Origin of the sequence: Massilia sp. X63, from assembly GCF_041023745.1 — a bacterium.
Taxonomy (GTDB): Bacteria; Pseudomonadota; Gammaproteobacteria; order Burkholderiales; family Burkholderiaceae_D; genus Telluria.
The window spans coordinates 1-23,944 of sequence record NZ_JBFTEF010000022.1; the positions used below are offsets into that span (position 1 = coordinate 1).

General features: G+C 68.9%; 17 protein-coding genes. 10 read left to right on the top strand and 7 right to left on the bottom strand.

All coding sequences use genetic code 11. The features are described from left to right. Positions 1–648: 648 nt before the first annotated feature. Positions 649–1,497 carry a pyruvate, water dikinase regulatory protein gene (locus AB3347_RS24530; protein WP_369094316.1) on the bottom strand — a complete coding sequence of 283 codons (849 nt, stop codon included), beginning with the start codon at positions 1,495–1,497 and terminating at the stop codon, positions 649–651. 181 nt (positions 1,498–1,678) lie between these two features. On the opposite strand from AB3347_RS24530, the gene ppsA reads away from it, so the two are divergent. The 7 genes from ppsA to AB3347_RS24565 all read left to right on the top strand — a co-directional run bounded on the left by ppsA (position 1,679) and on the right by AB3347_RS24565 (position 11,416). Then, the gene (ppsA, locus tag AB3347_RS24535; protein WP_369094317.1) at positions 1,679–4,135 is read left to right on the top strand and encodes a phosphoenolpyruvate synthase; all 2,457 of its coding nucleotides are present in this window, start codon (positions 1,679–1,681) and stop codon (positions 4,133–4,135) included. Between the two features lie 184 nt (positions 4,136–4,319). After that, positions 4,320–5,678, top strand: a complete 1,359-nt coding sequence (locus AB3347_RS24540; protein WP_369094318.1) for an MBL fold metallo-hydrolase RNA specificity domain-containing protein — start codon at positions 4,320–4,322, stop codon at positions 5,676–5,678. After that, the gene (locus AB3347_RS24545; protein ID WP_369094319.1) at positions 5,675–7,198 is read left to right on the top strand and encodes a thymidine phosphorylase family protein; all 1,524 of its coding nucleotides are present in this window, start codon (positions 5,675–5,677) and stop codon (positions 7,196–7,198) included. Before AB3347_RS24540 ends, AB3347_RS24545 begins: the two co-directional genes overlap by 4 nt. Continuing rightward, a complete protein-coding gene (locus AB3347_RS24550; RefSeq protein ID WP_369094320.1) occupies positions 7,195–8,103 on the top strand; it encodes a ribose-phosphate diphosphokinase in 909 nt (302 codons plus the stop codon). The genes AB3347_RS24545 and AB3347_RS24550 overlap by 4 nt, the downstream gene beginning before the upstream one ends. After that, the gene (locus AB3347_RS24555; RefSeq protein ID WP_369094321.1) at positions 8,103–9,350 is read left to right on the top strand and encodes an MgtC/SapB family protein; all 1,248 of its coding nucleotides are present in this window, start codon (positions 8,103–8,105) and stop codon (positions 9,348–9,350) included. Before AB3347_RS24550 ends, AB3347_RS24555 begins: the two co-directional genes overlap by 1 nt. Positions 9,351–9,404: 54 nt before the next feature. Next, a complete protein-coding gene (locus AB3347_RS24560; protein WP_369094322.1) occupies positions 9,405–10,157 on the top strand; it encodes an SDR family NAD(P)-dependent oxidoreductase in 753 nt (250 codons plus the stop codon). A 140-nt stretch (positions 10,158–10,297) separates the two neighbouring features. Beyond that, positions 10,298–11,416 carry a 6-phosphofructokinase gene (locus AB3347_RS24565; RefSeq protein ID WP_369094323.1) on the top strand — a complete coding sequence of 373 codons (1,119 nt, stop codon included), beginning with the start codon at positions 10,298–10,300 and terminating at the stop codon, positions 11,414–11,416. A gap of 15 nt (positions 11,417–11,431) precedes the next feature. Here the strand turns inward: AB3347_RS24565 and AB3347_RS24570 are convergent, their stop codons facing one another. The 5 genes from AB3347_RS24570 to AB3347_RS24590 form a co-directional block, all read right to left on the bottom strand. Then, positions 11,432–13,099, bottom strand: a complete 1,668-nt coding sequence (locus AB3347_RS24570; protein WP_369094324.1) for a murein L,D-transpeptidase — start codon at positions 13,097–13,099, stop codon at positions 11,432–11,434. 82 nt (positions 13,100–13,181) lie between these two features. Then, entirely contained in the window at positions 13,182–14,789 is a 1,608-nt protein-coding gene (locus AB3347_RS24575) for a diguanylate cyclase (protein ID WP_369094325.1), read from the bottom strand. A gap of 55 nt (positions 14,790–14,844) precedes the next feature. Beyond that, entirely contained in the window at positions 14,845–17,316 is a 2,472-nt protein-coding gene (locus AB3347_RS24580; RefSeq protein WP_369094326.1) for a putative bifunctional diguanylate cyclase/phosphodiesterase, read from the bottom strand. Positions 17,317–17,497: 181 nt separating this feature from the next. Beyond that, the gene (locus tag AB3347_RS24585) at positions 17,498–18,775 is read right to left on the bottom strand and encodes an NRAMP family divalent metal transporter (protein WP_369094327.1); all 1,278 of its coding nucleotides are present in this window, start codon (positions 18,773–18,775) and stop codon (positions 17,498–17,500) included. Positions 18,776–18,855: 80 nt separating this feature from the next. After that, complete coding sequence (locus tag AB3347_RS24590; RefSeq protein WP_369094328.1) at positions 18,856–19,161, bottom strand: hypothetical protein; 306 nt, start codon at positions 19,159–19,161, stop codon at positions 18,856–18,858. A gap of 318 nt (positions 19,162–19,479) precedes the next feature. Between AB3347_RS24590 and AB3347_RS24595 the strand changes: the two genes are divergently transcribed. The 3 genes from AB3347_RS24595 to AB3347_RS24605 all read left to right on the top strand — a co-directional run bounded on the left by AB3347_RS24595 (position 19,480) and on the right by AB3347_RS24605 (position 21,721). After that, positions 19,480–19,902: an NfeD family protein gene (locus AB3347_RS24595; RefSeq protein WP_369094329.1), complete on the top strand. Its 423-nt coding sequence runs from the start codon at positions 19,480–19,482 to the stop codon at positions 19,900–19,902. Positions 19,903–19,964: 62 nt separating this feature from the next. Continuing rightward, entirely contained in the window at positions 19,965–20,900 is a 936-nt protein-coding gene (locus tag AB3347_RS24600) for an SPFH domain-containing protein (RefSeq protein WP_369094330.1), read from the top strand. After that, positions 20,897–21,721, top strand: coding sequence for an SDR family oxidoreductase (locus AB3347_RS24605; RefSeq protein ID WP_369094331.1), 825 nt, complete (start codon positions 20,897–20,899; stop codon positions 21,719–21,721). Before AB3347_RS24600 ends, AB3347_RS24605 begins: the two co-directional genes overlap by 4 nt. Positions 21,722–21,736: 15 nt before the next feature. On the opposite strand, the gene AB3347_RS24610 is transcribed toward AB3347_RS24605, so the two are convergent. Continuing rightward, positions 21,737–23,914, bottom strand: a complete 2,178-nt coding sequence (locus tag AB3347_RS24610; protein WP_369094332.1) for a TonB-dependent receptor — start codon at positions 23,912–23,914, stop codon at positions 21,737–21,739. Positions 23,915–23,944 lie beyond the last annotated feature (30 nt).

A 23,944-nucleotide genomic window follows, 5' to 3' on the forward strand; every position in this document is an offset into this window, starting at 1 on the left:
TGCTGGTCTTGCCGAGGACTAGAAAAACAGGTTGGTTACGGCCGGGCGCTTCCATGCACTTCTGGATTCGCTTTGAAACGTACAATCCGGCTTACCGATCCAGTTCATGAGTTTTTACACGGCCTGGGTCGATAGCGGACATTCACGGCCCCTGTGCCGGCCTGTTCGCAGGCGGACCAATACCATCAAGCACTTCTCCCTGAAACCCTTGGCCGCTCAGGGCCGCTCATCGTCCCAAACACTGTCGATCCGCTAAAGTCAGGCGGCCTTGCAGTCATCACCGGGCGGCCTTGACTCGCATCCCGTCTTGCTAGGGACGAGAACACCGCGTGAAGCGATGGGCCGCGTCGAGCGAACACCTGTTCGGCGCCAGCGATTTCGACGACTGCATCGCCGTTTCGAGGGGTGGTCCGACCATCAGACCTTCTTGTCCCTTGTCGGTACGCTCATCTGCTGGAGTTAGGCCGAGAGGTGTCGTCAGGCTTTCTTTAGAACCTATCCCGGTAGGGAGGTGGAAGCCGGCGGCGATGCCTGGCAAGCGAGGGCAAGGCGCCGCGACGCCGCATGGCCGGCCATGCAAGGACGAGTAAGGCAGCACCCGCTTGCCAGGCGCGTCGACAGCGACGCATTCCCTGCTGCGATAGCTTCCTAGTACTCGCGGCGGTCCGGCTTGATTTCCTGCAGGATGGTGGTGGCGATCTCTTCGATCGACTTGGTGGTCGAGGACAGCCAGCGGATGCCTTCGCGGCGCATCATCGCTTCGGCCTCGTTGACCTCGTAGCGGCAATTCTCGATCGAAGCATATTTACTGCCGGCACGACGCTCGTTCCGGATCTGCGACAGGCGCTCCGGCGTGATCGTCAGCCCGAACAGCTTGGCCTTGAAGGGCGGCAGCGAGGAGGGCAGCTTGCCGCGCTCGAAATCGTCGGGAATCAAGGGATAGTTCGCCGCCTTCAGCCCGTACTGCATCGCCAGGTACAGGCTGGTCGGGGTCTTGCCGGAACGCGACACGCCCACCAGGATGACGTCCGCCTCCGCCAGGTTCTTGTGCGACTGGCCGTCGTCATGCGCGAGCGAAAAATTGATCGCTTCGATCCGGTTCTTGTACTCCTCGGTATCCACTGCATTGTGGATGCGCCCGATGGTATGGGTCGACTTCACGCCCAGTTCCTGCTCGAGCGGCGAGACGAAGGTCTGGAACAGGTCCATGTGCATGCCCCGCGCCGCGCGGATGATGCTGGACAGGTCGTGCTTGACCAGGGTCGAGAACACGATCGGCCGTTGACCGTCGCGCGCGAAGCTGTCGTTGATGCGGCGCGCGGCGTCGTGCGCTTTCTCGACCGAATCGATGAAGGGCAGGCGGATCTGGCGGAAACGCATCTCGAACTGGCTCAGCACCGCGTGCCCGAAGGTCTCCGCCGTGATGCCGGTGCCGTCCGAGACGAAGAAGACGGTGCGCGAGGTGGGGGAGGAGGAAGTCGTGGTTTCTGCGGTCATGGTGTCGGGATGCTCGGTCGTGACAAAGTTGCAGCAAGGTTTGCCGGTCACGCGGTAGAATGCTCGGCAACGGGTCTGCATTGTGCTGCACGACGGCCAGAATAACAAGAACAGGCCGTTGCCCAGGACACGATGTAAAAGCAGCCACAAGGTTTCTATCATCAAGTAAGGGTGTTTTACCATGACTAACCTGTCTGAAGCAGCATTGAAGGAGCCTGGCCAGGCCGCACGGGATCTGGCGAACAACGCGGCGCGTACCTACGTCGCGTCGTTCGAGAACCTGCGCATGACCGACGTCGAGTCGGTGGGCGGCAAGAACGCCTCGCTCGGCGAGATGATCTCGCAGCTGGCCGAGGCCGGCGTGCGGGTGCCGGGCGGCTTCGCCACCACGGCCGACGCCTTCCGCGACTTCCTCGAGCACAGCGATGGTGGCCCATCGCTGGCCCAGCGCATCGCCACGCGCCTGGAAGGGCTCGATATCGACGACGTGCGCGCGCTGGCGAGCGCGGGCGCCGAGATCCGCCAATGGATCGTCGACACCCCGTTCCAGCCGCGCCTGGAGCAGGAAATCCGCGCCTTCTACGAGCGCCTGGTGGCCGATTCCGATACCGAAGTCTCGTTCGCCGTGCGTTCCTCGGCCACCGCCGAAGACTTGCCGGACGCGTCCTTCGCGGGCCAGCAGGAGACCTTCCTGAACGTGGTCGGCATCGACAACGTGCTGGAAGCCATGAAGCACGTGTTCGCCTCCCTCTACAACGACCGCGCGATCTCCTACCGCGTGCACAAGGGCTTCACCCACGCCGAAGTGGCGCTGTCGGCCGGCGTGCAGCGCATGGTGCGTTCCGACACCGGCGCGGCCGGCGTGATGTTCACCATCGATACCGAATCGGGCTTCAAGGACGTGGTGTTCGTCACCTCGAGCTACGGCCTGGGCGAGACCGTGGTGCAAGGCGCGGTCAATCCGGACGAGTTCTACGTGCACAAGCCGATGCTCGCGCAGGGCAAGCTGCCGGTGATTCGCCGTAACATCGGCTCCAAGCTGATCAAGATGGAGTTCACCGAGGAAGCCAAGGCCGGCCGCTCGGTGCGCACCGTCGACGTGCCGATCGAGATGCGCAACCGCTATTCGCTGAGCGACGCCGAAGTGGTCGAGCTGGCCAAGTACGCCGTGATCATCGAGAACCACTACGGCCGTCCGATGGACATCGAGTGGGGCAAGGACGGCCGCGACGGCAAGCTGTACATCCTGCAGGCGCGTCCGGAAACCGTGAAGTCGCAGCAGAAGGCCACCGACGCCCAGCAGCGCTTCAGCCTGAAGGGCACCGGCACCGTGCTCACATCGGGGCGCGCGATCGGCCAGAAGATCGGCGCCGGTCCGGTGCGCGTGATCCACGACCCGAGCGAGATGGAACGCGTGCAGCCGGGCGACGTCCTGGTGGCCGACATGACCGACCCGAACTGGGAACCGGTCATGAAGCGCGCCTCGGCCATCGTCACCAACCGCGGCGGCCGTACCTGCCACGCGGCGATCATCGCGCGCGAGCTGGGCGTGCCGGCGGTGGTGGGCTGCGGCGACGCCACCGACGCGCTGAAGGACGGCACCTTTGTGACCGTCTCGTGCGCCGAGGGCGACGAAGGCAAGATCTACGACGGCCTGCTGGAAACCGAGATCACCGAAGTCTCGCGCGGCGAGCTGCCGCCGATCCCGACCAAGATCATGCTCAACGTCGGCAACCCGCAGCTGGCCTTCGACTTCCAGTCGGTGCCGAACAACGGCGTCGGCCTGGCGCGTCTCGAGTTCATCATCAACAACAACATCGGCGTGCACCCGAAGGCCATCCTCGAGTACCCGAACATCGATGCCGACCTGAAGAAGGCGGTGGAGTCGGTGGCCCGCGGCCACGCCTCGCCGCGCGCCTTCTACGTCGACAAGCTGGCCGAAGGCGTGGCCACCATCGCCGCGGCCTTCTGGCCGAAACCGGTGATCGTGCGCCTGTCCGACTTCAAGTCGAACGAGTACAAGAAGCTGATCGGCGGTTCGCGCTACGAGCCGGACGAAGAGAACCCGATGCTGGGCTTCCGCGGCGCCGCGCGCTACCTGGCCGAGGACTTTGCCGAGTCCTTCGAGATGGAATGCCTGGCCATGAAGCGCGTGCGCGAGGAGATGGGCCTGACCAACGTCGAGCTGATGATCCCGTTCGTGCGCACCCTGGGCCAGGCTGAGAAGGTCATCGAGCTGCTGGCCAAGTACGGCCTGAAGCGCGGTGAAAACGGCCTGCGCGTCATCATGATGTGCGAAGTGCCGTCCAACGCCATCCTGGCCGAGCAGTTCCTGCAGTACTTCGACGGCTTCTCGATCGGCTCGAACGACCTGACCCAGCTGACCCTGGGCCTGGACCGCGACTCCGGCATGGAGCTGCTGGCCAAGGACTTCGACGAGCGCGACCCGGCCGTGAAAGCCATGCTGTCGCTGGCGATCAAGGCCTGCCGCGCGCAGGGCAAGTACATCGGCATCTGCGGCCAGGGTCCGTCGGACAACCCGGACTTCGCGCAGTGGCTGGTGGGCGAGGGCATCGAATCGATGTCGCTGAACCCGGACTCGGTGATCGAGACCTGGCAGAAGCTGGCCGCCGGCTGAGCCCACAAGCACAGTGAACCAAAAGCCTGCTCGTCGAAAGACAAGCAGGCTTTTTTCTGGGCGCTGTTAGCAAATATTTGCGCACTGTAACTTGATTTAGGTCAAGGATTTAAAGCCTTGCACCCGGCTACTATCATATTGGCGAGCTCTACATTTTGCGTTCGCTTAACAATAAGGTAGGAAAATGCGGATACAGTTTCTTGGCGGTACTGGAACGGTCACGGGCTCGAAATACCTGCTCAGGACCGAGCACTCCAGCATCCTGGTCGATTGCGGACTCTTCCAGGGATACAAGCAGCTTCGACTGCGTAACTGGGCCGGCTTGCCCTTCGATCCCGCCAAACTCGATGCCGTCGTGCTGACCCATGCGCATCTCGACCACAGCGGCTACCTGCCCCTGCTCGTCAAGGACGGCTTCAAGGGGAAGATTTATTGCAGCGAGGCGACCTATGACCTGTGCCGGATCCTGCTGCCCGACAGCGGACACCTGCAGGAAGAGGATGCTGCCGCCGCCAACCGGCATGGCTATAGCCGGCATCACCCGGCCATGCCGCTGTACACCGAAGAAGATGCGCGCGTGGCGCTCAGGCAGTTCGTCACCGTCGGTTTCGGCAGCCATGTCGCGGTCGCGCCGGGACTGAGCGCGCACTTCAGCCGCGCCGGCCATATCCTGGGCGCGGCGATCGTCGCGCTCGACGACGGCAGCCGCAGGATCACCTTCTCCGGCGACCTGGGCCGCGCCAACGACGCCATCATGGTGGCGCCGGCGCCGCTCGCGCCGACCGACTACCTGGTGGTCGAGTCCACCTACGGCAACCGCGTGCACGACCCCGCCGATCCGCTGGTGCCGCTGGCGCGGACCATCCGCGAGACCGCCGCGCGCGGGGGCGTGATGATCATTCCCGCCTTCGCCGTGGGCCGGGCCCAGGGGCTCATGTACGCCATGCACCAGCTGAAGGCCGCCGGCGCCATCCCGGCCCTGCTGCCGGTGTTCCTGGACAGCCCGATGGCCAGGGATGCCACCGCCATCTATCGCAAGCACCGCGCGGACCACCGCCTGAGCGTGGCCGAGTGCCAGGCCATGTGCCATGCCGCCACCATCATCAACACCGTCGAGGAGTCGAAGCAGCTCGACGCCAGGAACACGCCGAAGGTGATCATCTCCGCGAGCGGCATGGCCACCGGCGGGCGGGTGCTGCACCACCTGAAGGCCTTCGCCGACGATCCCCGCAACACCATCCTGTTCGCCGGCTTCCAGGCCGGCGGCACCCGTGGCGCGGCGCTGATCGACGGCGCCGGGGAGATTCGCATCCATGGCCAGCAGGTGCGCGTGCGCGCCCAGGTGGCGCACGTCGACAACCTGTCGGCGCACGCGGACAGCAACGAGATCCTGGACTGGATGTCGGGCCTGGCCACGGCGCCGCGCCGCACCTTCATCACCCACGGCGAGCCGGCCGCCTCGGAGGCCCTGCGGCTCAGGATCAAGCACCAGCTGGGCTGGGATTGCCTGGTGCCCGAACACCTGCAGGAGGTGGCGCTGTGAGGAACGACGCACCGCTCGACGGCAGCTTCTGCGTGACGGCGCAGCGCCTCGGCATCGACAGCGGCGACGCTGCGGTCCTGTACCTCGATACGCGCCATGCCGCGTGCACGATGGCCGGGTTTTCAGCCGGGGCCCGGGTCCAGATCAGTGCGCAGGGGCGCTCGACCACTGCGCGCCTCAACCTGGTCGATGGCGGCATCCTGGCGCCGGGCGCGGCGGGTCTGTCCGAGCTGGCCTGGCGCCGGCTCGGCGCGCCCGCCGGCTGTGAACTGCGGGTGCAGCCGGCGCCGCCGGCACGCTCGTTTTCATTGGTGCGGTCCAAGATCTATGGGCAGGACCTGAGCGTGGACGCGGCCAGCGCCATCGTCGGCGAGATCGCCGCCGGCCTGTATTCCGAGATCGAGATCGCGGCCTTCGTCACCGCCTGCGCGAGCAGGCGCCTGGAGGTCGACGAAGTCTTCGCGCTGACCGGCGCCATGGTGGAGGCAGGCACGCGGCTCGAGTGGCCGGTGACGCCGGTGGTCGACAAGCACTGCGTCGGCGGCCTGCCGGGCAACCGTACCACGCCGCTGGTGGTGTCGATCGTGGCGGCCTGCGGCCTGACGATTCCGAAGACCTCGTCGCGCGCGATCACCTCGCCGGCCGGCACCGCCGACGTGATGGAAACGCTGGCGCCGGTGGCCCTCGATACCGCGCAGATGCGCCGGGTGGTCGAGCAGGAGGGCGGGTGCATCGTCTGGGGCGGCGCGGTCGACCTGAGCCCTGCCGACGACATCCTGATCCGCGTCTCGCGGCCGCTGGATTTCGACGGCGAGGCCACCATGGTGGCCTCGGTGCTCTCGAAGAAGATCGCCGCCGGCGCCACCCACGTCCTGATCGACATCCCGGTCGGCCCGAGCGCGAAGGTGCGCTCGCTGGCCGACGCCGAATCCCTGACGCGCCTGTTCCTGGCGGTCGGCGGCGCCTATGGGCTGCACGTGCGGACCGTGATCAGCGACGGCCGCCAGCCGGTCGGACGCGGTATCGGGCCGGCCCTGGAGGCGCTCGATGCGCTGGCCGTGCTGCGCAACGACGCCGACGCGCCGCAGGATTTGCGCGGACGCGCGCTGGCGCTGGCCGGCCAGCTCCTCGAGCTCGGCGGCAAGGCCGATGCGGGCGCGGGCCTGGCAATGGCGAGCGCCACCCTGGCGAGCGGCGCGGCCTGGCGCAAGTTCCAGGCGATCTGCGCGGCCCAGGGCGGCATGCGGGCGCCGCAAGCCGGCGCCTGCCGCTTCGAGGTGCTGGCGGCGCGCAGCGGGCGCGTAGCCACGGTCGACAACCGCCAGCTGGCAAGGGTCGCCAAGCTGGCCGGCGCGCCGCGCGATCCGGGCGCCGGCGTGCTGTTCCGGGCGCCGCTCGAGCGGATCGTCAGCACCGGCGAAGTGCTCTATACGATTGTCGCGCAATCGTCCGCGGCCCTGGCGCGCGCGATCGCGCATGCGTCCGCGCATCCGGACATCGTCGGGATCGTGGAAGCATGAAGCCGATCCTGTTTGCCTTGCCCGGCAACGAAGCCATGGGCGCCGAACTGTGCCGCCTGCGCGGCTGGGAAGCGGGCGACTGGGAAGTGCGCTCGTTCCCGGACGGGGAAACCCACATCCGCTACCTGAGCGAGGTGGCCGGACGCGAGGTGATCCTGGTGTGCAGCCTGGATCGCCCGAACGCCCGGGTGGTGCCGCTCTACCTGGCCGCCGGCGTCGCGCGCGAACTCGGCGCGCGCCGGATCGGCCTGGTCGTACCCTACCTGGCCTACATGCGCCAGGACGCGCGCTTCCACAGCGGAGAAGGCGTCACGGCGCGGCACTTTGCCGGCCTGCTGGGACGGGCCGGCGACTGGCTGGTCACGGTCGATCCGCACCTGCACCGCATCCATCGCCTGGACGAGATCTACGGCATCCCCTCGCGCGTGGTGGCGGCCGCCCCGGCGATCGCGGCCTGGGTCGTGGAGCACGTCGGGCAGCCGCTCCTGATCGGTCCGGACGAGGAGAGCGAGCAATGGGTCGCGCAAGTGGCCGCCGCGGCCGACTGCCCCTACACGGTGCTGCGCAAAGTGCGGCGCGGCGACCGCGACGTGTCGGTCTCGGCCCCCGAGCTGGCCGGCTGGCGCGAGCGTACGCCGGTGCTGGTCGACGATATCGCCTCCACCGCGCGCACCCTGATCGCGGCGGTGGGGCGCCTGCGCGAGGCCGGCATGCCGCCCCCGGTCTGCGTCGCCGTGCATCCGCTGTTCGTCGGCGAGGCCTATGCCGAGCTGCTGGCCGCCGGCGTCGCCGAGGTGGCCTGCACCGACACCATTGCCCACCGCTGCAGCCGGATCGGGATGGCCGCCGCCATCGGGGACGCGGCCGATGCACTGTCGGCCTGCTGCGACGGCGTCGGCATCTGATGGCAGCGTCCGTGTTCAGCGCCGCGACGCTCACGGCGATCGCGGTCGCCGCCGGCTGCGGCATGCTGATCGGCATCGACCGCGAACGGCGCAAAGGCAGCGGCCCGGCGCGCGGCTTCGCCGGCCTGCGCAGCTTCACGCTGGTGTCGGTGCTCGGCGCCCTGGCGCAGGCGCTGGGCGGCTTCCTGGTGCTGGCCGCGGCTGGCCTGGTGGCCGCGCTCGCGGCGCTCGCCTACTGGCGCGACCGCTCCGGCGACCCGGGCATCACCACCGAACTGGCCCTGTTCCTGAGCTTCCTGATCGGCGTGGCCGCCATCGACAACCTGGCTTTTTCCGCGGGCGCCGCCGTCGTGCTGGCCTCGCTGCTGCACCTGCGCGGACCGCTGCACCGCTTCGCCCGGGCGTCCTTGACGACGGCCGAACTGCGCGACGCGCTGCTGTTCGCCGGCGCCGCGCTGGTGGTGCGCCCGCTGCTGCCGGACGCCGGCCATCCCTGGCTGCTGGGCGTCAATCCGCGCACCCTGTGGACCCTGGCGCTCCTGATCATGGGGATCCAGGCCGCGGCCCACATCGGCGTGCGCCTGGCCGGCCCCCGGATGGGCTTCGCGCTGTCCGGATTCGGCGCCGGCTTCATCTCGAGCGTGGCCACCGTGACCGCGATGGCGGCGCGCTGCCGCAAGGAGCCGCAACTGCTGCGCGCCTGCGTCGCCGGGGCGCTGCTGTCGAACATCGCCACCTTCGTGCTGCTCGGAGTGGTTGCCGTCACCGTGGCGCCCGCGCACCTGGCGGCGCTGGCGCCGGTGCTGGGCGGGACGCTGCTCGCCGCGCTGGCGGTGGGCGGCGTCAGCCTGGCCGGGGCGACCGGCATGGCGCCGGACGCGCCCGCGACCGGGCGGGTGTTCGACATCCGGCAGGCGGTCCTGTTCGCGCTGGCGCTGAGCGCCGCCACCCTGGGCCTGGCCTACCTGAACGCCCACGTGGGGCAGGGCGCGCTGCTGGGCGGCACCGCGCTGGCGGGCTTCTTCGATGTGCATGCCGCGTCCGGCTCCGCGCTGGCGCTGCTGGCCGGCGGCACGGCGACGGCGCATGATGCGACACTGGCGATGCTGCTGGCGGTGAGCACGAATACGCTCAGCAAGGCGGCCGGCGCGCTGGCTGGCGGCGCCCGCTTCGCGCTGCGCGTGAACGGCAGCCTGGCCCTGGTGCTGCTGGGTGGCTGGCTGCCGTTCTGGTTCTGGCCTGCATGAACATCTGCGTGGCAGCGTAAATGCGTGAAATAAACCTCGAAAAACGGAGTGAATATGAAATATTCTTTCAAGGGAACATCGGTACTGGTCAGTGGCGCCGCGTCCGGCATCGGCGAAGCGACTGCGCGGCTGCTGGCGGCCAACGGCCTGGCCGTGGTCGCCTCCGACCTCCAGCATGATGCGCTGGCGCGCCTGGTGGCGGCGATCGAGGCCGACGGCGGGCGTGCCGTGGCCCACGTCGGCGACGTGGCCGACCCGGCCGCTGCCGAGGGCGCGGTGCGCGCCGCGCAACAGGCTTACGGCAGCCTGTCGTATGCGGTCAACAATGCCGGCATCGGCGGGCGCTTGCTGCCGGCCGGGGAGTTGCCGGCCGAGGACTGGCAGCGCGTGATCGACATCAACCTGAGCGGCGTGGCCCATGCGCTGCGCTTCCAGATCCCGGCCATGCTGGCCGCCGGCGGCGGCGCGATCGTCAACATGTCGTCGATCCTGGGCCTGGTGGGCAACCCGATGGCGCCCGCCTACGTGGCGGCCAAGCACGGCGTCACCGGCTTGAGCAAGTCGGCGGCGCTGGCCTATGCGGCCCAGGGCATCCGCATCAACTCGCTCCATCCGGGCTATGTCGAGACGCCGATCCTGGGCGCGCTCGACGCCCAGCAGCGCGGCGCCCTGGTCGGCCTGCACCCGATGGGCCGGATCGGGCGGGCCGACGAGATCGCGCATGCCGTCGCCTTCCTGCTGTCGGACGGCGCCAGCTTCGTGACCGGCGCCGCGCTGGCGGTGGACGGCGGGTATACCGCACAATGAACGACAGCGCACAATGAACGACAGCGCACAATGAACGACAGCGCACAATGAACGACAGCGCACAATGAACGACAGCGCACAATAATCCCAAAGCCCGGCAGGGCCGGGCAGCCCCTTTTTATCCTCTGCAGGAGCGCAGCATGGAAGCACCCACCAAGCGTATTGCCATCGTCACCGGCGGGGGCGACGCGCCCGGCCTGAACGCCGTGATCCGCGCCGTCGTGCTCGCGTCGGCACGGCTCGGCTGGGAGTGCTACGGCATCCGCGACGGCTTCAATGGCCTGCTGGCGCCCGACACCTGCATCGGCGAGCCGGTCATGCTGCTGCGCCCCGAATCCGTGCACGGCATCGCCCATCTCGGCGGCACCATCCTGGGCAGCACCAACCGCGGCAATCCGCTGCGTTATCCGGTGCGGGAGCCTGGCGCCGGCGCGCGCGAGCAGGACCGCAGCGACGAGCTGGTCGGCTTGTTCCGGCAGCGCGGCTTCGAGGCCCTGGTGATGGTCGGCGGCGACAGTTCGATGGAGATCGCCGCCTGCCTGCAGCGCAAGGGCTTGCCGGTGGTGGGCGTGCCCAAGACCATCGACAACGACCTGGACGGGACCGCGCAGACCTTCGGCTTCGACACCGCGGTCGGTTTCGCCACCGAATGCATCGACCGGCTGCACACCACCGCCGACAGCCAGCATCGCGTGATGGTGGTCGAGGTCATGGGGCGCTACGCCGGATGGATCGCGCTGCACGCCGGCATGGCCGGCGGCGCCCATGCGATCCTGCTGCCGGAGATCCCGTTCGACATCGCGGCGGTGGCCGCCGCCATCGCCGCGCGCGACGCCGCCGGGCGTGGCCACACCATCGTGGTGGCGGCCGAGGGCGCGCAGCCGGCAGGGCAGGAACGCGCGCTGCTGGCCGGGGCCGGCGCCGGCCACGCCGAGCGCCTGGGCGGCATCGGTGCGCGGCTCGAGGCGGCGCTGGCGCAAGCCACCGGCAAGGACTGCCGCAGCGTGGTGCTGGGCCACCTGCTGCGCGGCGGCAGCCCGTCGGCCTTCGACCGCATCGTCGCCGGCCGCTTCGGCGCCGCCGCGGTGCGGACCCTGGCCAGCGGACAGTCGGGCGTGATGGTGGCGCTCGGGGGGCAGGATATCGGCGCCGTGCCGCTGGAGCAGGTGGCGGGGCGCAGCCGGCGCGTCCCGGTCGAGGGCGAGACCGTGCGGGCGGCGCGCGACCTGGGCATCTGCTTCGGCGACGGTTTGACCTGACGGCCGCGCGCCGGACTAGCGCATGCCCAGCGCCCGCATCAGGGCCGCATCCTGCCGGTAGATATCCTGGGCAAACAGGGCCTGGCCGTGCTGGTCGACCAGCGCGGTGGCGTAGAACAGCACCACCGGCACCGGCCGGGCCAGCGTCACCGTGCGCATGGGGCCGGGGAGCATGGCCTTGGCCACCGCAGCGGCATCCCAGCGGCGCGGGTCGGCGAGCACGAACTGCGCCAGCTCGGCCGGGCGTTCGACCCGGATGCAGCCGTGGCTCAGGTCGCGCCGGGTCCTGCCGAACAGCTCCTTGGACGAGGTCGAATGCAGGTAGATGTTCATCGGGTTGGGCATCGCGAACTTCAGCTCGCCCAGCGCGTTGTGCGGTCCCGGCCGCTGCCGCACCCGCACGTCGCCGCGCCGCAGGCGGGCCAGCGCCTGGTCCGGCGCCAGCTGCAGCACCCGCCCGTCCGCGCCCACCAGCTCCATGTCGTTCTGCTGCAGGTAGGCGGCGTTCCTGGCCAGCTTCGGCACGATTTCGCCGGCCTGGATGCTGGGCGGGACGTTCCAGTAGGGGTTGAATTCGAGATAGCGCATCTGGCCGATGAACAGCGGCGTGGGCGTCCTGGCGGCGGTGCCGACGATCACCCGCATTTCCAGCATCGGCGCCGCCGATCCGGCACCGGTGTCGAAGGCCCACAAGCGGTAGGTCGGCACGTTGACCGCGACGATCCGGCCGCGCGGCAGCGGCGGCAGCCAGCGCAGGCGTTCCAGCGTGAGCGCGAGCTGCGCCACCCGTTGCGAAGGCGGCACCGCCAGCGCCGCCAGCGTGGCCGGCCCCAGGACGCCGTCTTCCTCCAGGCCGTGGCGCCCCTGGAAGCGCCGCACCGCGGCCGCCAGTTCGTCCGTGTAGCGGCCATCGCAGGATGGCGGCGCTGCACGGCCCTGCGGGCCGAGGTCGCCCAGCAGGCGCAGGCGCTCGCACAGCAGGGCCGCGCCGGCATAGGCGTCGCCGGGCGCGCGCGCGCCCGGGCCGGCCGGCGGCAGCGCCGGCCAGTCGGGCGCCGCGCCGGCCAGCTCCCGGTAATGCGCCAGCATGTCCTTGACCCGCCCATACAGGGCAATGGCCGGTGCGGCGGATGCGACCGCATCTTCCAGCCCGCCTTCGGCCAGCGCCTGGCGCAAGTGCGCGACCGGATCGAACTCGCCAGGGGCGCCGCTGGCGGGGCGGTAGTGCGAGGCGACGCGGCCGAAGCGCAGGTCGGCCAGGTACTGCAGCACGGCCGTGCTGAGCTCGCGGTCGAGCGCGGCCACAGAGGCGCCATCGCCTTGCCCTTGTTGCACGCCTTCCAGCCGGCGCGCCAGCGCGTCCACGCCGTAGCTGGACGGGTCGAGCCCGTGCTCGCCGGCATTGCCCAGCAGGCGCAAGGCCAGGCGCGCCCGTTGCGGCCCGTCGGCCAGCCAGAGCAGCGCCGGACCGTTCGCATACAGGCGTGCGCTCAGCAGGCGCGCATCGACGCCGGTGTAGGCGCCGCCGTTCGCTTCCGGCGCTGCGGCCGCAGGCTGCACGGCAGCGCCCGCGGCTGCATGGACCAGGAACAACAGGATGGCGCCGGCCCGTTGCAGGGCCAGGAGGGCCGGGCGGGCAAGGTGGGCAAGGGGAGCCTTGGGGCCGTGCAGCGTGACGATCATGGGTGCCGGAATGAATGGTGGGGAGGCCGCGGCGCAAGCCTGGTCTCGACCGCCCTACGATACGCGCCTTCTACATTGAAAGTCATTGACCCAGATCAAAATCACCAAGAACGCCGGCGTGCGGCGCTTGCGCGCCTGGCGCCGCGATGTCCAGGCCTTGCCCGTCGTCGCAACTAACACGGTTCCGTCCGCTTGCCTTGGCTGCATACAGCGCGCCGTCGGCCCGGTCGAGCAGCGTGTTGCCGGGATCGGCGCAATGCGCCGGCGCGATGCAGGCCACCCCGATGCTGATCGAGACGAAGCCACCCGGTGCATCGCGATGGGCCAACCGGCGGCGCTGCAGATCCGTGCGGATGGTCTCGGCAACGACCGCGGCGCCCGCCAGGTCGGTGGCAGGCAAGAGGACCACGAACTCTTCGCCGCCGAAGCGGCCGGCGACGTCGCGCGGCCGGCAGGCGCCGCGCCGGATGGTCCGGCCCACCTCGATCAGGGTGGCGTCCCCGGCCAGGTGGCCATAGCTGTCGTTATATTTCTTGAAATGGTCGACGTCGATCATCAAGGCGGCAAGCAGGCCGCCCTCCTGCTGCGCCTGCGCGATCTCCCGCTCCAGGGCGGACTCGACATAGCGCCGGTTGAACAGGCCGGTGAGCGGATCGAGCTGCGATTGCGTCAGGAGCGACGCATTCAGGCTCTCGAGTGTCGTTTTGGCCCTGATCAGGTCGCCCTCCAGGCCGTCGCGCTCGCGCATCTGCCGCAGCAGGTAGACCCCCATGGCGCCCAGGCCGGCCGCCAGCGCGAACAGCGCCGTGCCGGCTGCCAGCACCGACTCGCGCCATGGCGCCAGCACGTCGCCCTTCGACCGTGCGGCGGCAAGCAGGACCGGGTAGTCGCCAGCCTGGCGTACTGCGTAGATCAGGGCGTTGCCGCGTGCGGAGGTCTCGACCAGCCCGCCATCCGGCAGTTTGGCGCTCAGTTCCGGAAACAGGGAGGTGGCGCGCAGGTCGGCGCCGATCTCGACCCGGCTGAAGGGGATGGCCAGCAACTGGGTGCCGTTCGTCAGCGCCAGGATGAGCCTTCCGCCGGGCCGCAGTTCGATCCGTTCGTAGATCTTGCGAAAGAAGTCGACTTTGATGGTTGCCAGCACGACGCCGGCAAAGCGTCCGTCCGCATCCTCCAGGCGGCGCGAGACCGGAATGACCCAGGCGCCGCTGGTACGGCCGATGATGGGGGCGCCGATGTGCACCCCACGGTCGGAGGAGCCGCGGTGGTACCTGAAGTATTCGCGGTCGGCATTGTTGCGTCCGTTGAAGGACTGCCCGGCCGTGTTGACGATCCAGGTGCCGGATCGATCGTAGACGAACAGGCCTTGCAAGGCAGGCAGTTCGGCCAGGTGATCCTGCATCAGCGCATACAGGGAGTCCCGGTCCGACGCCGCCAGCCCGTCCTGCTCGACGCGGTTGACCAGGCCGACCAGGACGGTGTCGACCATCTTGAATGCCGAGCTGGCCTGGTCGGCCAGCGCGTGCGTGAGATTGACCGTCGAGATTTTGGCGCCCGACAGCTGCAGGCGGCGCAGCTGCCAGCTGTTCCATCCATAAGTGATCATCAAGGCCAGCACCGCGACGATCAGGATGCCGAATGCGCCGGCCCGGATGTTGCGGCGCCTGGCGGCCAGTTGCGAGCCGATCATGCCGGTGCCGCGCAGGAACGCGCTGCGGCCGCATGTGGACGAGGATATGCCAGCATCACTGCTTCCATGCATCGAGCAATTCCCTTAGGGCAGCGGCAAAGGCCTGGCTGGCCGCCTGGCATCGCAGCCCTGCCGCGGCTGCGTCGGCAGGGGCATCCCCGGCCGATGCGGCGTACGCACCGAGCTGCGCCATGAATGCATCGCGGCAGGCGAGGGCGCGCCCGAGCGACAGCCGGCAGGGCTCGCGTTTGCGGCTGCTCAGGTCCAGCCATTCGTTGAAGGTCTGGGTGCCGTTCGCGACGTCGGCCTGGTGGAAACGCTGCGGGCAGCCGGCATTCGTCAGTCCGGCATGCCAGGCGCGCTGCTCGACCAGGGCCTTGAGCAGCAGTGTGTCGTCGCGGTCCAGCGGGGTGCAGCTTGCCACCGACGGCGGCAGCCGCCAACTGGCCAGCCAGGGCGCCAGCGCCTGCGCGGGCATCGGGCGCGCAATGCCGTAGCCCTGCGCCAGCATGCACCCGAGCTGGACCAGCATGGCGGCGTGTTCTTCCGTCTCGACGCCCTCGGCCACCACTTCGCGCTTGAACGCGGCCGCCATGCCGATCACGCCTTCGAGGATGGCCAGGTCGTCGGGATCCTGCAGCATGTCGCGCACGAAGCCCTGGTCGATCTTGATGCGCTTGGCCGGCAGCTGCTTCAGGTAGCGCAGCGACGAGTAACCCGTGCCGAAGTCGTCCAGCGCAAAGCCGATCCCGATCTCGGTGCATTGCCGGATCAGGTTGGATACATGCCCCATGTCTTCCAGTGCGCTGCTCTCCAGCACTTCGAGCTTGATGCGGCGCGGGTTCACGCGCGGATGGGCGGCAAGCAGTCCGCGCACATGCTGGACCAGGTCCTTGCGGCGCAGCTGGGCGCCGCTCATGTTGACGCTGATCGCGATGTCCAGGCCCGCGTCGAGCCAGCGCTCGTGCTGGCGGAACGCCTCGGCCAGGATCCAGTTCTCGAGGGTCAGCATGAGCGGGTGGCCCTCGAGGGTCGGCAGGAAACTGCCCGGGGCCAGGCAGCCGCGGGTGGGGTGGTTCCAGCGCACCAGCGCTTCCACGGAATTCAGCTGGCCGGTCCCGAGATGCACGATCGGCTGGTAGTGCAGGGTGAACTCGTGCCGGACGATGGCGCGCTCGAGCGCGTCGAGCTCTTCGGCGCGTTCGATCATCACCCGGTAGCCCAGGGTATCGAAGCTCAGGTAGCGGTTCTTGCCGCCCACCTTGGCGTCGAACATGGCCTGGTCGGCCTGCCGGATCAACTGGTCGGCGTCGACATCCTCGCTTTGCGGATAGAAGGCCAGGCCCGCGCTGGCGCTGACACGAACCAGCGCACCGCCGAGGTGCAGCGGCTCGGCAATCGCCTGCAGCAGCCGGGCCACCATGGGCTGGCAGGCGGCCAGCGATTCGACCCCATCGAACACGGCCACGAATTCGTCGCCGCCGAGGCGGCATACGGTATCGCTGTCGCGCACCACGTCCTGGATCCGGCGCGCCACGGCGACCAGCAGTTCGTCGCCGCATTCGTGGCCGTGGAGGTCGTTGACCTTCTTGAAGTCGTCCAGGTCGAGCGAGGCGACGCCGACGCCGCCGCCTTTGCGGCGGGCCCGCCCCATGGCCTGCTGCAGGCGGTCGGCCAGCAGCCGGCGGTTGGCCAGGCCGGTGAGCGGATCGTAGTGCGCGATGTGTTCGAGATGCTCGGCCTGCCGCTTCTGGCGCGTGATGTCGGCGAACACCCCGACGTGGTGCGACAGTTGGCCGGCCTCGTCGCGGATGGCGGTAACGGTGAGGCGCTCCACGTAGAGCTCACCGGACTTGCGGCGGTTCCAGACCTCGCCGTTCCAGCGGCCTTCCTGCTCGATGCGGCGCCACATGTCCGCATAAAACTCCTTGCCCTGCCGGCCCGAGCTGAGCAGGCTCGGATTCTTCCCGAGCACCTCGGCGCGTGCGTAGCCGGTGATCGCCTCGAAGGCCTGGTTGACGTCGACGATGCGGCCGTCCGCGGACGTGACCAGGATCCCTTCGCCGGCGCTGGCGAACACGCCGGCCGCGAGCCGGCCTTGTTCGCGTGCGCGCTTGCGCTCGGTGACGTCGAACAGGGTGCCGACCGTGCCCGTCACGCGGCCATTGGCGTCGCGCTGCGCGCGCGCGAAGACGTCGACCCAGCGGACCTCGCCATCGGCGCGCAGATAGCGGACCTCATGGCGGCAGCAGTCACGCTCTCCGAGCAGAAGCTGGTCGAGCCGCGCCTGCTCCCTGCTCCGGTCGTCGGGGTGGACGTGTGCGAGACAGGAGCCGCCGAGCGCCGTGGCCACGCTGTTGCTGGTCAGTGCTTCCCAGGCACGGTTCAGGAAGGTCCAGCGTCCGGCACGGTCGGTCTGGAACACCACCTGCCTGAGTTCGTCCAGGATCGATGTTGCGTTGCTTTCCTGTAGTAGCGGATTGATGGGAGCGGGGAGGGGGGCAAGAAGAGCGGGATCGTTGCGCAAAATCGTATCGGGAGGCATGCAAGGCATTCGCACGGGCGGCCGCTTCCAATGATGCGACGCATGTCGCAGGAACTGCCGCCGGCGCGAGGGATGAACTGATGAAGGACATCATCATATTCGTTAGTTGATGTCAGGAAATTGATGTAGATCAAGAAATGAGGACTTCCGACAATATCCTACACTATGCGGGCAGCAGCATGGCCGCGACCGCCGCCAGCATGACGACGACTCCACCCCAGCCGAGCACGGTGTGGCGCCGGCTGAGGGTATATACGCCCATCAGCTTGCGGTTCCCCGCCAGCAGCATCATGACCACCATGACCGGCACCGCGATCACGCCGTTGACCTGGGCCGACAGCACCAGCGCCGCGATCGGATCGAGCGGGATGAAGTCGAGCAGGGCGCCGCCCAGCGTCGCCAGCGCAATGATCGCGTAGAACCGGCGCGCTTCCATCGGTTTCAGGTCGATGCCGTTGCGCCAGTGGAAGCTCTCGGTGATGGCGTAGGCGGCCGATCCGGCCAGCACCGGCACCGCCAGCATGCCGGTGCCGATGATCCCGAGCGCGTACGCGAGGAAGGCGAATTCGCCGGCCACCGGACGCAGCGCCTGCGCAGCCTGGCTGGCGGACGCGATGTGGGTGATCCCGTGCGCACCGAGGCTCGCGGCCGTCGTCAGCATGATGAAGAAGGCGACCAGGTTCGAGAACCCCATGCCCACCACGGTGTCGGTCTTGATGCGCGCGAGCTGGGCGCCGGCGTCGTGCGGGTGCGTCCGCAGCGGGTGCGCCTGCGGCGCGCTGCGGATTTCCTCGACCTCCTGCGAGGCCTGCCAGAAGAACAGGTAGGGACTGATGGTGGTGCCGAACACGGCGACCACCAGCGCCACCGACTCGCGCGTGAAACTGAAATGCGGCCACAGGGTGCGCGCCAGCGCTTCGCCCCAGTCGACCTGCACGGCGAAGGCGGCGGCGACATAGGACAGCAGGACCAGGGTCAGCCATTTCAGGTAGCGCACGTAGAGCGCATACGGCAGGAATACCTGCAGCAGCAGGCACAGCACCCCGAATCCGAGTGCGTAGAGATGGCTCGAGCCGCGCCCGGCCAGCAGGCGCAGCACTTCGCCCATGGCGGCGATGTCGGCCGCGATGTTGATCACGTTGGCCGCCAGCAGCAGCAGGACGATGGCATACAGGAGCCAGGGCCGGTAGGCGCGCCGGATGTTGGCGGCCAGGCCGCGGCCGGTGACGCGTCCGATCCGCGCCGACACCAGCTGGATGCCGACCATGAAGGGATAGGTGAGCACCAGCGTCCACAAGGCGTTGAAACCGTATTGCGCGCCGGCCTGCGAATAGGTGGCGATGCCGGAAGGGTCGTCGTCGGCGGCGCCGGTGATCAGGCCGGGGCCCAGCGATTTCAGGGTGGCGTTGTCGACGAGGCGGCGCAGCAGGGAGGGCGGCATGATGGTCTACGCGAAGGGGACCTCCCGACGCTGGTACGGGAACTGCCCTGCGTCCGCGGACGCAGGGCGCTTACGCCGGGTCAGGCGTGCTTGGCGGCCTTCAGGTGGGCCCTGGCGCTCTGCGCCTTCGCGATCGCGTCTTTCCTGCATGCCGACTTCTCGGCGCCCTTCATGGTCTTGCAGGCGGCCAGCGCGGTCTTCTCGTCGGCCGTGATCTTCCGCTGTTCAGCCTTGACGTCGGCCTTGACGTCGGCCTTGGTCGCCGGCGCCGCATGGACGGCGGCGGGGTGCTGGGCGCCCGTCGGTGCGGGAGCCTGGGGTGCCGCGAAGGCAGCGCTGGAAGCCATCAGCAGCACGGCACTGGCCAACTTGAACGTCGATTTCATGGTGATCTCCTGTTGCGTATCCGGTATGAGCAAGTCGCTCACCGTCTTAACGCCGCCCTGGCGGCGGGGTTGACGGCCGCTGGCGGCGCCGGCGCCGGTTTAAGCATCGCGTAAGTCGGGGTCTTATGCGCCTGCGATAAACAGCGGGCAGGCGCTTCTATTCCTGGATGGACCTGCTACACTGGTAGCGATAACTCTTTGCCGGAAAACACATAATCAACACGCGCATCGACATCGCCGCCGCTCATCTGCCCTCGCCGCCTGCCGCAGGTCGCGGGGGTTTTTTACTTTTTCGAACCTCGCGAAGGAGACTGGCGTATGACTGACTGGATGGGCTGGCTGGTAGTGGCCGGCGTGCTCGTGATCGCCGAACTGTTCACCGGCACCTTTTACCTCCTGATGATCGCGATCGGCCTCAGCGCCGGCGCGCTGGCCGCCTTCGGCGGCGCGAGCGGGCCGCTGCAGACCCTGAGCGCCGCGGCGGTCGGCCTGGTGGCGACCGCGGTGCTGCACCGCAGCCGCTTCGGCAAGCCGGCCCGCAGCAATGCCGCGCGCGACCCCAACGTCAACCTCGACATCGGCGGGCGGGTGGCGGTGGCGCACTGGCGCGACGGCCGCGCCCGCGTGATGTACCGCGGCGCCCTGTGGGACGTCGAGCTCGGCCCCGGCGCCTTGCCGGAAGCGGGCGACTACCGCATCGTCGAAGTGCTCGGCAACCGCCTCATCGTCGCCAATGCCTAGCAAGGCGCAAGGCGATTTATAAGCTCAGCTAATAGCTGACACTACATCTAGAAGGGATGCTCATGGAATTTACGTTCGGCACGGTCGCGCTGGTGATCTTCATCATTGCGCTGGTATTCATCTTCAAGACCATCAACGTGGTGCCGCAGCAGCACGCCTGGGTGGTCGAACGGCTCGGCAAGTTCCACGCGGTGCTGGCGCCGGGCCTGAACATCGTGGTGCCCTTCATCGACCGCATCGCCTACAAGCACAGCCTCAAGGAGATCCCGCTCGACGTGCCGCCGCAGGTCTGCATCACCAAGGACAACACCCAGCTGCAGGTCGACGGCATCCTGTACTTCCAGGTGACCGACGCCATGCGCGCCTCCTACGGCTCGTCGAACTACATCCAGGCGATCACCCAGCTGGCCCAGACCACGCTGCGCTCGGTGATCGGCAAGATGGAGCTGGACAAGACCTTCGAGGAGCGCGACCACATCAACACCACCATCGTCAACGCGATCGACGAATCGGCCGCCAACTGGGGCGTGAAGGTGCTGCGCTACGAAATCAAGGACCTGACCCCGCCGGCCGAGATCCTGCACGCGATGCAGCGCCAGATCACCGCCGAGCGCGAAAAGCGCGCCCTGATCGCCGCCTCGGAAGGCCGGCGCCAGGAGCAGATCAACATCGCCAGCGGCGAGCGCGAAGCGGCCATCGCCCGCTCCGAAGGCGAACGCCAGGCGTCGATCAACCGCGCCCAGGGCGAAGCCAGCGCGATCGTCGCCCTGGCCGAGGCCAGCGCCGCGGCGCTGCGCCAGGTCGGCGCCGCGATTCGCGAGCCGGGCGGCATGGACGCGGTCAACCTGCGCGTGGCCGAGCACTACGTCGACGCCTTCGGCAAGCTGGCCAAGACCAACAACTCGCTGATCGTGCCGGCCAACATGGGCGACATGAGCAGCGTGATCGCCAGCGCCATGCAGATCGTGAAGACGCAAAAATCCGACCTGCTGCCATGACGCCGGCTCGGTCTCGTACCATCGTCATCACCGGCGCCTCGGACGGCATCGGCGCCGAGATGGCGCGCCAGCTGGCGGCGCGGGAAGGGCAGGGGCTGGCGCTGGTGCTGGCCGCCCGCGACGCGGCCCGGCTGCAGGCGGTGGCGGACGAATGCGCCGCGCTGGGGGCCCAGGTCATGACGGTGCCGACCGACGTCGGGGTGCAGATCCAGTGCCGCCGCCTGGTGGTCAGCGCGCTGGAACGCTTCGGCCGCATCGACGTGCTGGTGAATAACGCCGGCCGCTCGGCGCATGCGCTGTTCGAGGAGGTCGAGGACCTGTCCTGGTACGAGGAGCTGATGCGCGTGAACCTGTGGGGCGCGGTCTGGTGCACCCAGGCGGCGCTGCCGGCGCTGAAAAACGCGCGCGGCAGCATCGTCGCGGTGTCCTCGCTGGCGGGGCTGGTCGGGGTGCCGGGACGCACCGCCTACAGCGCCACCAAGTTCGCGATGACCGGCTTCTTCGAGGCGCTGCGGGCCGAGATGAAGGGCTACGGCGTCAGCGTCACCACCGCCTACCCGGGCGTGGTGGCCACGCGGATCCGCGACAAGGGCTTCAACGCCCATGGCGAGCCGGCCGGGAGCAGCGCCCTGAGCGAGGAGGGCGCGATGAGCGTGGAGGAGTGCGCGCGCCTCATCATCGAAGGCATGAACGCGCGCCGGCGCGAAGTGGTCATGACGGCCAAGGGCAAGTTCGGACGCCTGCTCAAGCTGCTGGCGCCCGGCCTGGTCGAGAAGATGGCGCTGGCCGCGCTCAAGAAGGACCTGCGGCCGCCGCACTAGCGGCCGCGGTCCGGCTTAGAAGTCCACGGTCGCCGACACCGTCAGGGTGCGCGGCGCGCCTTGCACCAGGTAGCCGAAGCCCGGATAGCCGCCGCTCGAGGCCCAGTAAGCCTTGTCGGTGAGGTTGTCGATGCGCGCGCGCAAGGTCAGGTCGCGGTCCATGAAGCGGGTGAGGTAGTTGGCGCCGACGTCCAGGCGCGACCACGAAGGCAGTTTCTGGGTATTCGCCGCGTCGGCGTACTGGGTCGAGGTATGCAGCGCGCGGGCGTTCAGCGACAGGCCCTGCACGCCCGGCACTTCCCACTCGGCGCCCAGGTTCAGCTGGGTGCCGGGCACGCCGATCGCATCCTTGCCCTCGTCGACGACGCCGGCGGTGCGGCGCTGCTCGGCTTCCAGCACCGTCAGGCCGCCCAGCAGGCGCAGGCCGCGCATCGGCGTGCCGAACACGCTCAGTTCCAGGCCGCGGTTGCGCTGCTCGCCGAACACGCCGAAGCGGCGCTCCAGGACAAACGCGCTCGGCTGCGCGGTGGTGAAGAAGGCCGCCGTCATCCCGAGCTTGCCGCTGTCGACCTTGACGCCGACTTCCTTCTGGCGCGAGACGAAGGGCGCGAACACCTCGCCCTGGTTGACGATGTCCCTGCCGGCGGCCACCGGCCCCTGTTGCAGCGCCTCGCTGTAGTTGGCGTAGACCGACACGCCCCTGGCGGGCTTGTAGACCACGCCCGCCACCGGCGTGACCTTGCTCTCTTCGTAGCGCGCATTCGGCGCGCCGCTGGTGTAGTCGTAGCCGAAGGACTTGATGTTCTGGTGGCGCGCGCCCAAGGTGACCAGCAGGCGCTCGTCCAACAAGCCGAGGGTGTCGGCCAGCGCCACGCTCGACAGGATCGATTTCTGCGTCAGCAGCGGATCGTCCATGCGCCCGCCGGTGAAGAAGGCGTTCGAGGGCGGCGCCGCGTCGCGCGGGGCGTAGATGTTCGAGCCGAAGCCGGCGAAGTCGCTCATGGCATAGGCGTTCTTCGACTCCGAGTGGAAGCGCGATGCGCTGGCGCTCAGCTTGTGCGTCACCGCGCCGGTGCGCAACTCGCCGCGCACGCCGATTTCGCCGGTGCGCACCTTGTCCTCGCGCACGTTGTCGAAGCGGGTCATGGTGGCGTCGCCATCGAGGTCGGTGACGGTGGGCGAGGAGATGATGTTCGACTCCGTGCCCGAACGCAGGCCCAGCGCCGCCCAGGCGGTCGCGCCGCCCGGCAGGTCGGCTTCGGCGCGCAGGGTGCCGAAGGTGTCGCGCTCGCCGGAAAAGGTCCACGGCTGGGCGTAGTTGCTGTCGCTGGCCGGCGCCGCCAGGATCGGCACGCCGGCCGCCATCGTCACGCTCGGACGCGCCCCGGTGAGCTGGTGGTCCTGGTGGCCGACGTCGGCCGACAGGCGGTAGCCGCGGCCGCGGTAGTCGGCGCCCACCGAGTACAGGCTCAGCTCGCGGCCTTCGCGGTCGATCGCCGTGTCGCCGTCGCGGCGCACCGCGTTCACGCGCACGCCCAGGCGGTCGCCTTCGCCGAAGCGGCGCGCAAGGTCCGTCGCCACGTAGCCCTGGCCGCCCGATTCGACGCCCACCGTCACCTGGGTCAGCGGCCGGTTGGGGGCGCGCTTGGGCAGCAGGTTGATGGCGCCGCCGATGGCGCCGCCGCCCGGGGCCGCGCCGTTCACGAAACTGTTGGCGCCGCGCAGCACCTCGACCCGCTCGAGCAGTTCGGAGGCCACGAACTGGCGCGGCAGCATGCCGTACAGGCCGTTATAGGCCAGGTCGTCCGAGTTCAGGGCGAAGCCGCGGATCACGTACAGCTCCTGGTAGTTGCCGAAACCGCGCGCCACCCGCACCGACGGGTCGTTCTGCACCACGTCGGCCACGCTGCGCGCCTGCTGGTCCTGGATCAGCGCCTGGGTGTAGTTCATGCTGTTGAAGGGCGTGTCCATGATGTCGACGTTGCCCAGCAGGCCGAGGCGGCCGCCGCGCGCGACCTGGCCGCCGGCGTAGGCGGGCGGCAGGCCCTGGCTCGAAGCATCGGCCGAGGCGGTGACGACCACGGTGGCGATCGGTTCGGCAGGGGCGGCGTCCTGTGCGTGGGCGCCGGCGGCAAGCAAGTTGGCAAACACGGCGGCGGCGAGGGCGGTGGGGGTCGGGCGAAGCAGTATCATCGGAGGCGCTCTTCTTTTCTTGATGAGAAT

Excerpts from the sequence above, each read along its gene's own strand:
- AB3347_RS24540 (WP_369094318.1), top strand. The coding sequence starts at position 4,320 with ATGCGGATACAGTTTCTTGGCGGTACTGGAACGGTCACGGGCTCGAAA.
- AB3347_RS24605 (WP_369094331.1), top strand. The coding sequence starts at position 20,897 with ATGACGCCGGCTCGGTCTCGTACCATCGTCATCACCGGCGCCTCGGAC.
- AB3347_RS24595 (WP_369094329.1), top strand. The coding sequence starts at position 19,480 with ATGACTGACTGGATGGGCTGGCTGGTAGTGGCCGGCGTGCTCGTGATC.
- AB3347_RS24585 (WP_369094327.1), bottom strand. The coding sequence starts at position 18,775 with ATGCCGCCCTCCCTGCTGCGCCGCCTCGTCGACAACGCCACCCTGAAA.
- AB3347_RS24530 (WP_369094316.1), bottom strand. The coding sequence starts at position 1,497 with ATGACCGCAGAAACCACGACTTCCTCCTCCCCCACCTCGCGCACCGTC.
- AB3347_RS24575 (WP_369094325.1), bottom strand. The coding sequence starts at position 14,789 with ATGATCGGCTCGCAACTGGCCGCCAGGCGCCGCAACATCCGGGCCGGC.
- AB3347_RS24555 (WP_369094321.1), top strand. The coding sequence starts at position 8,103 with ATGGCAGCGTCCGTGTTCAGCGCCGCGACGCTCACGGCGATCGCGGTC.
- ppsA (WP_369094317.1), top strand. The coding sequence starts at position 1,679 with ATGACTAACCTGTCTGAAGCAGCATTGAAGGAGCCTGGCCAGGCCGCA.
- AB3347_RS24560 (WP_369094322.1), top strand. The coding sequence starts at position 9,405 with ATGAAATATTCTTTCAAGGGAACATCGGTACTGGTCAGTGGCGCCGCG.
- AB3347_RS24600 (WP_369094330.1), top strand. The coding sequence starts at position 19,965 with ATGGAATTTACGTTCGGCACGGTCGCGCTGGTGATCTTCATCATTGCG.
- AB3347_RS24550 (WP_369094320.1), top strand. The coding sequence starts at position 7,195 with ATGAAGCCGATCCTGTTTGCCTTGCCCGGCAACGAAGCCATGGGCGCC.
- AB3347_RS24590 (WP_369094328.1), bottom strand. The coding sequence starts at position 19,161 with ATGAAATCGACGTTCAAGTTGGCCAGTGCCGTGCTGCTGATGGCTTCC.
- AB3347_RS24610 (WP_369094332.1), bottom strand. The coding sequence starts at position 23,914 with ATGATACTGCTTCGCCCGACCCCCACCGCCCTCGCCGCCGCCGTGTTT.
- AB3347_RS24570 (WP_369094324.1), bottom strand. The coding sequence starts at position 13,099 with ATGATCGTCACGCTGCACGGCCCCAAGGCTCCCCTTGCCCACCTTGCC.
- AB3347_RS24565 (WP_369094323.1), top strand. The coding sequence starts at position 10,298 with ATGGAAGCACCCACCAAGCGTATTGCCATCGTCACCGGCGGGGGCGAC.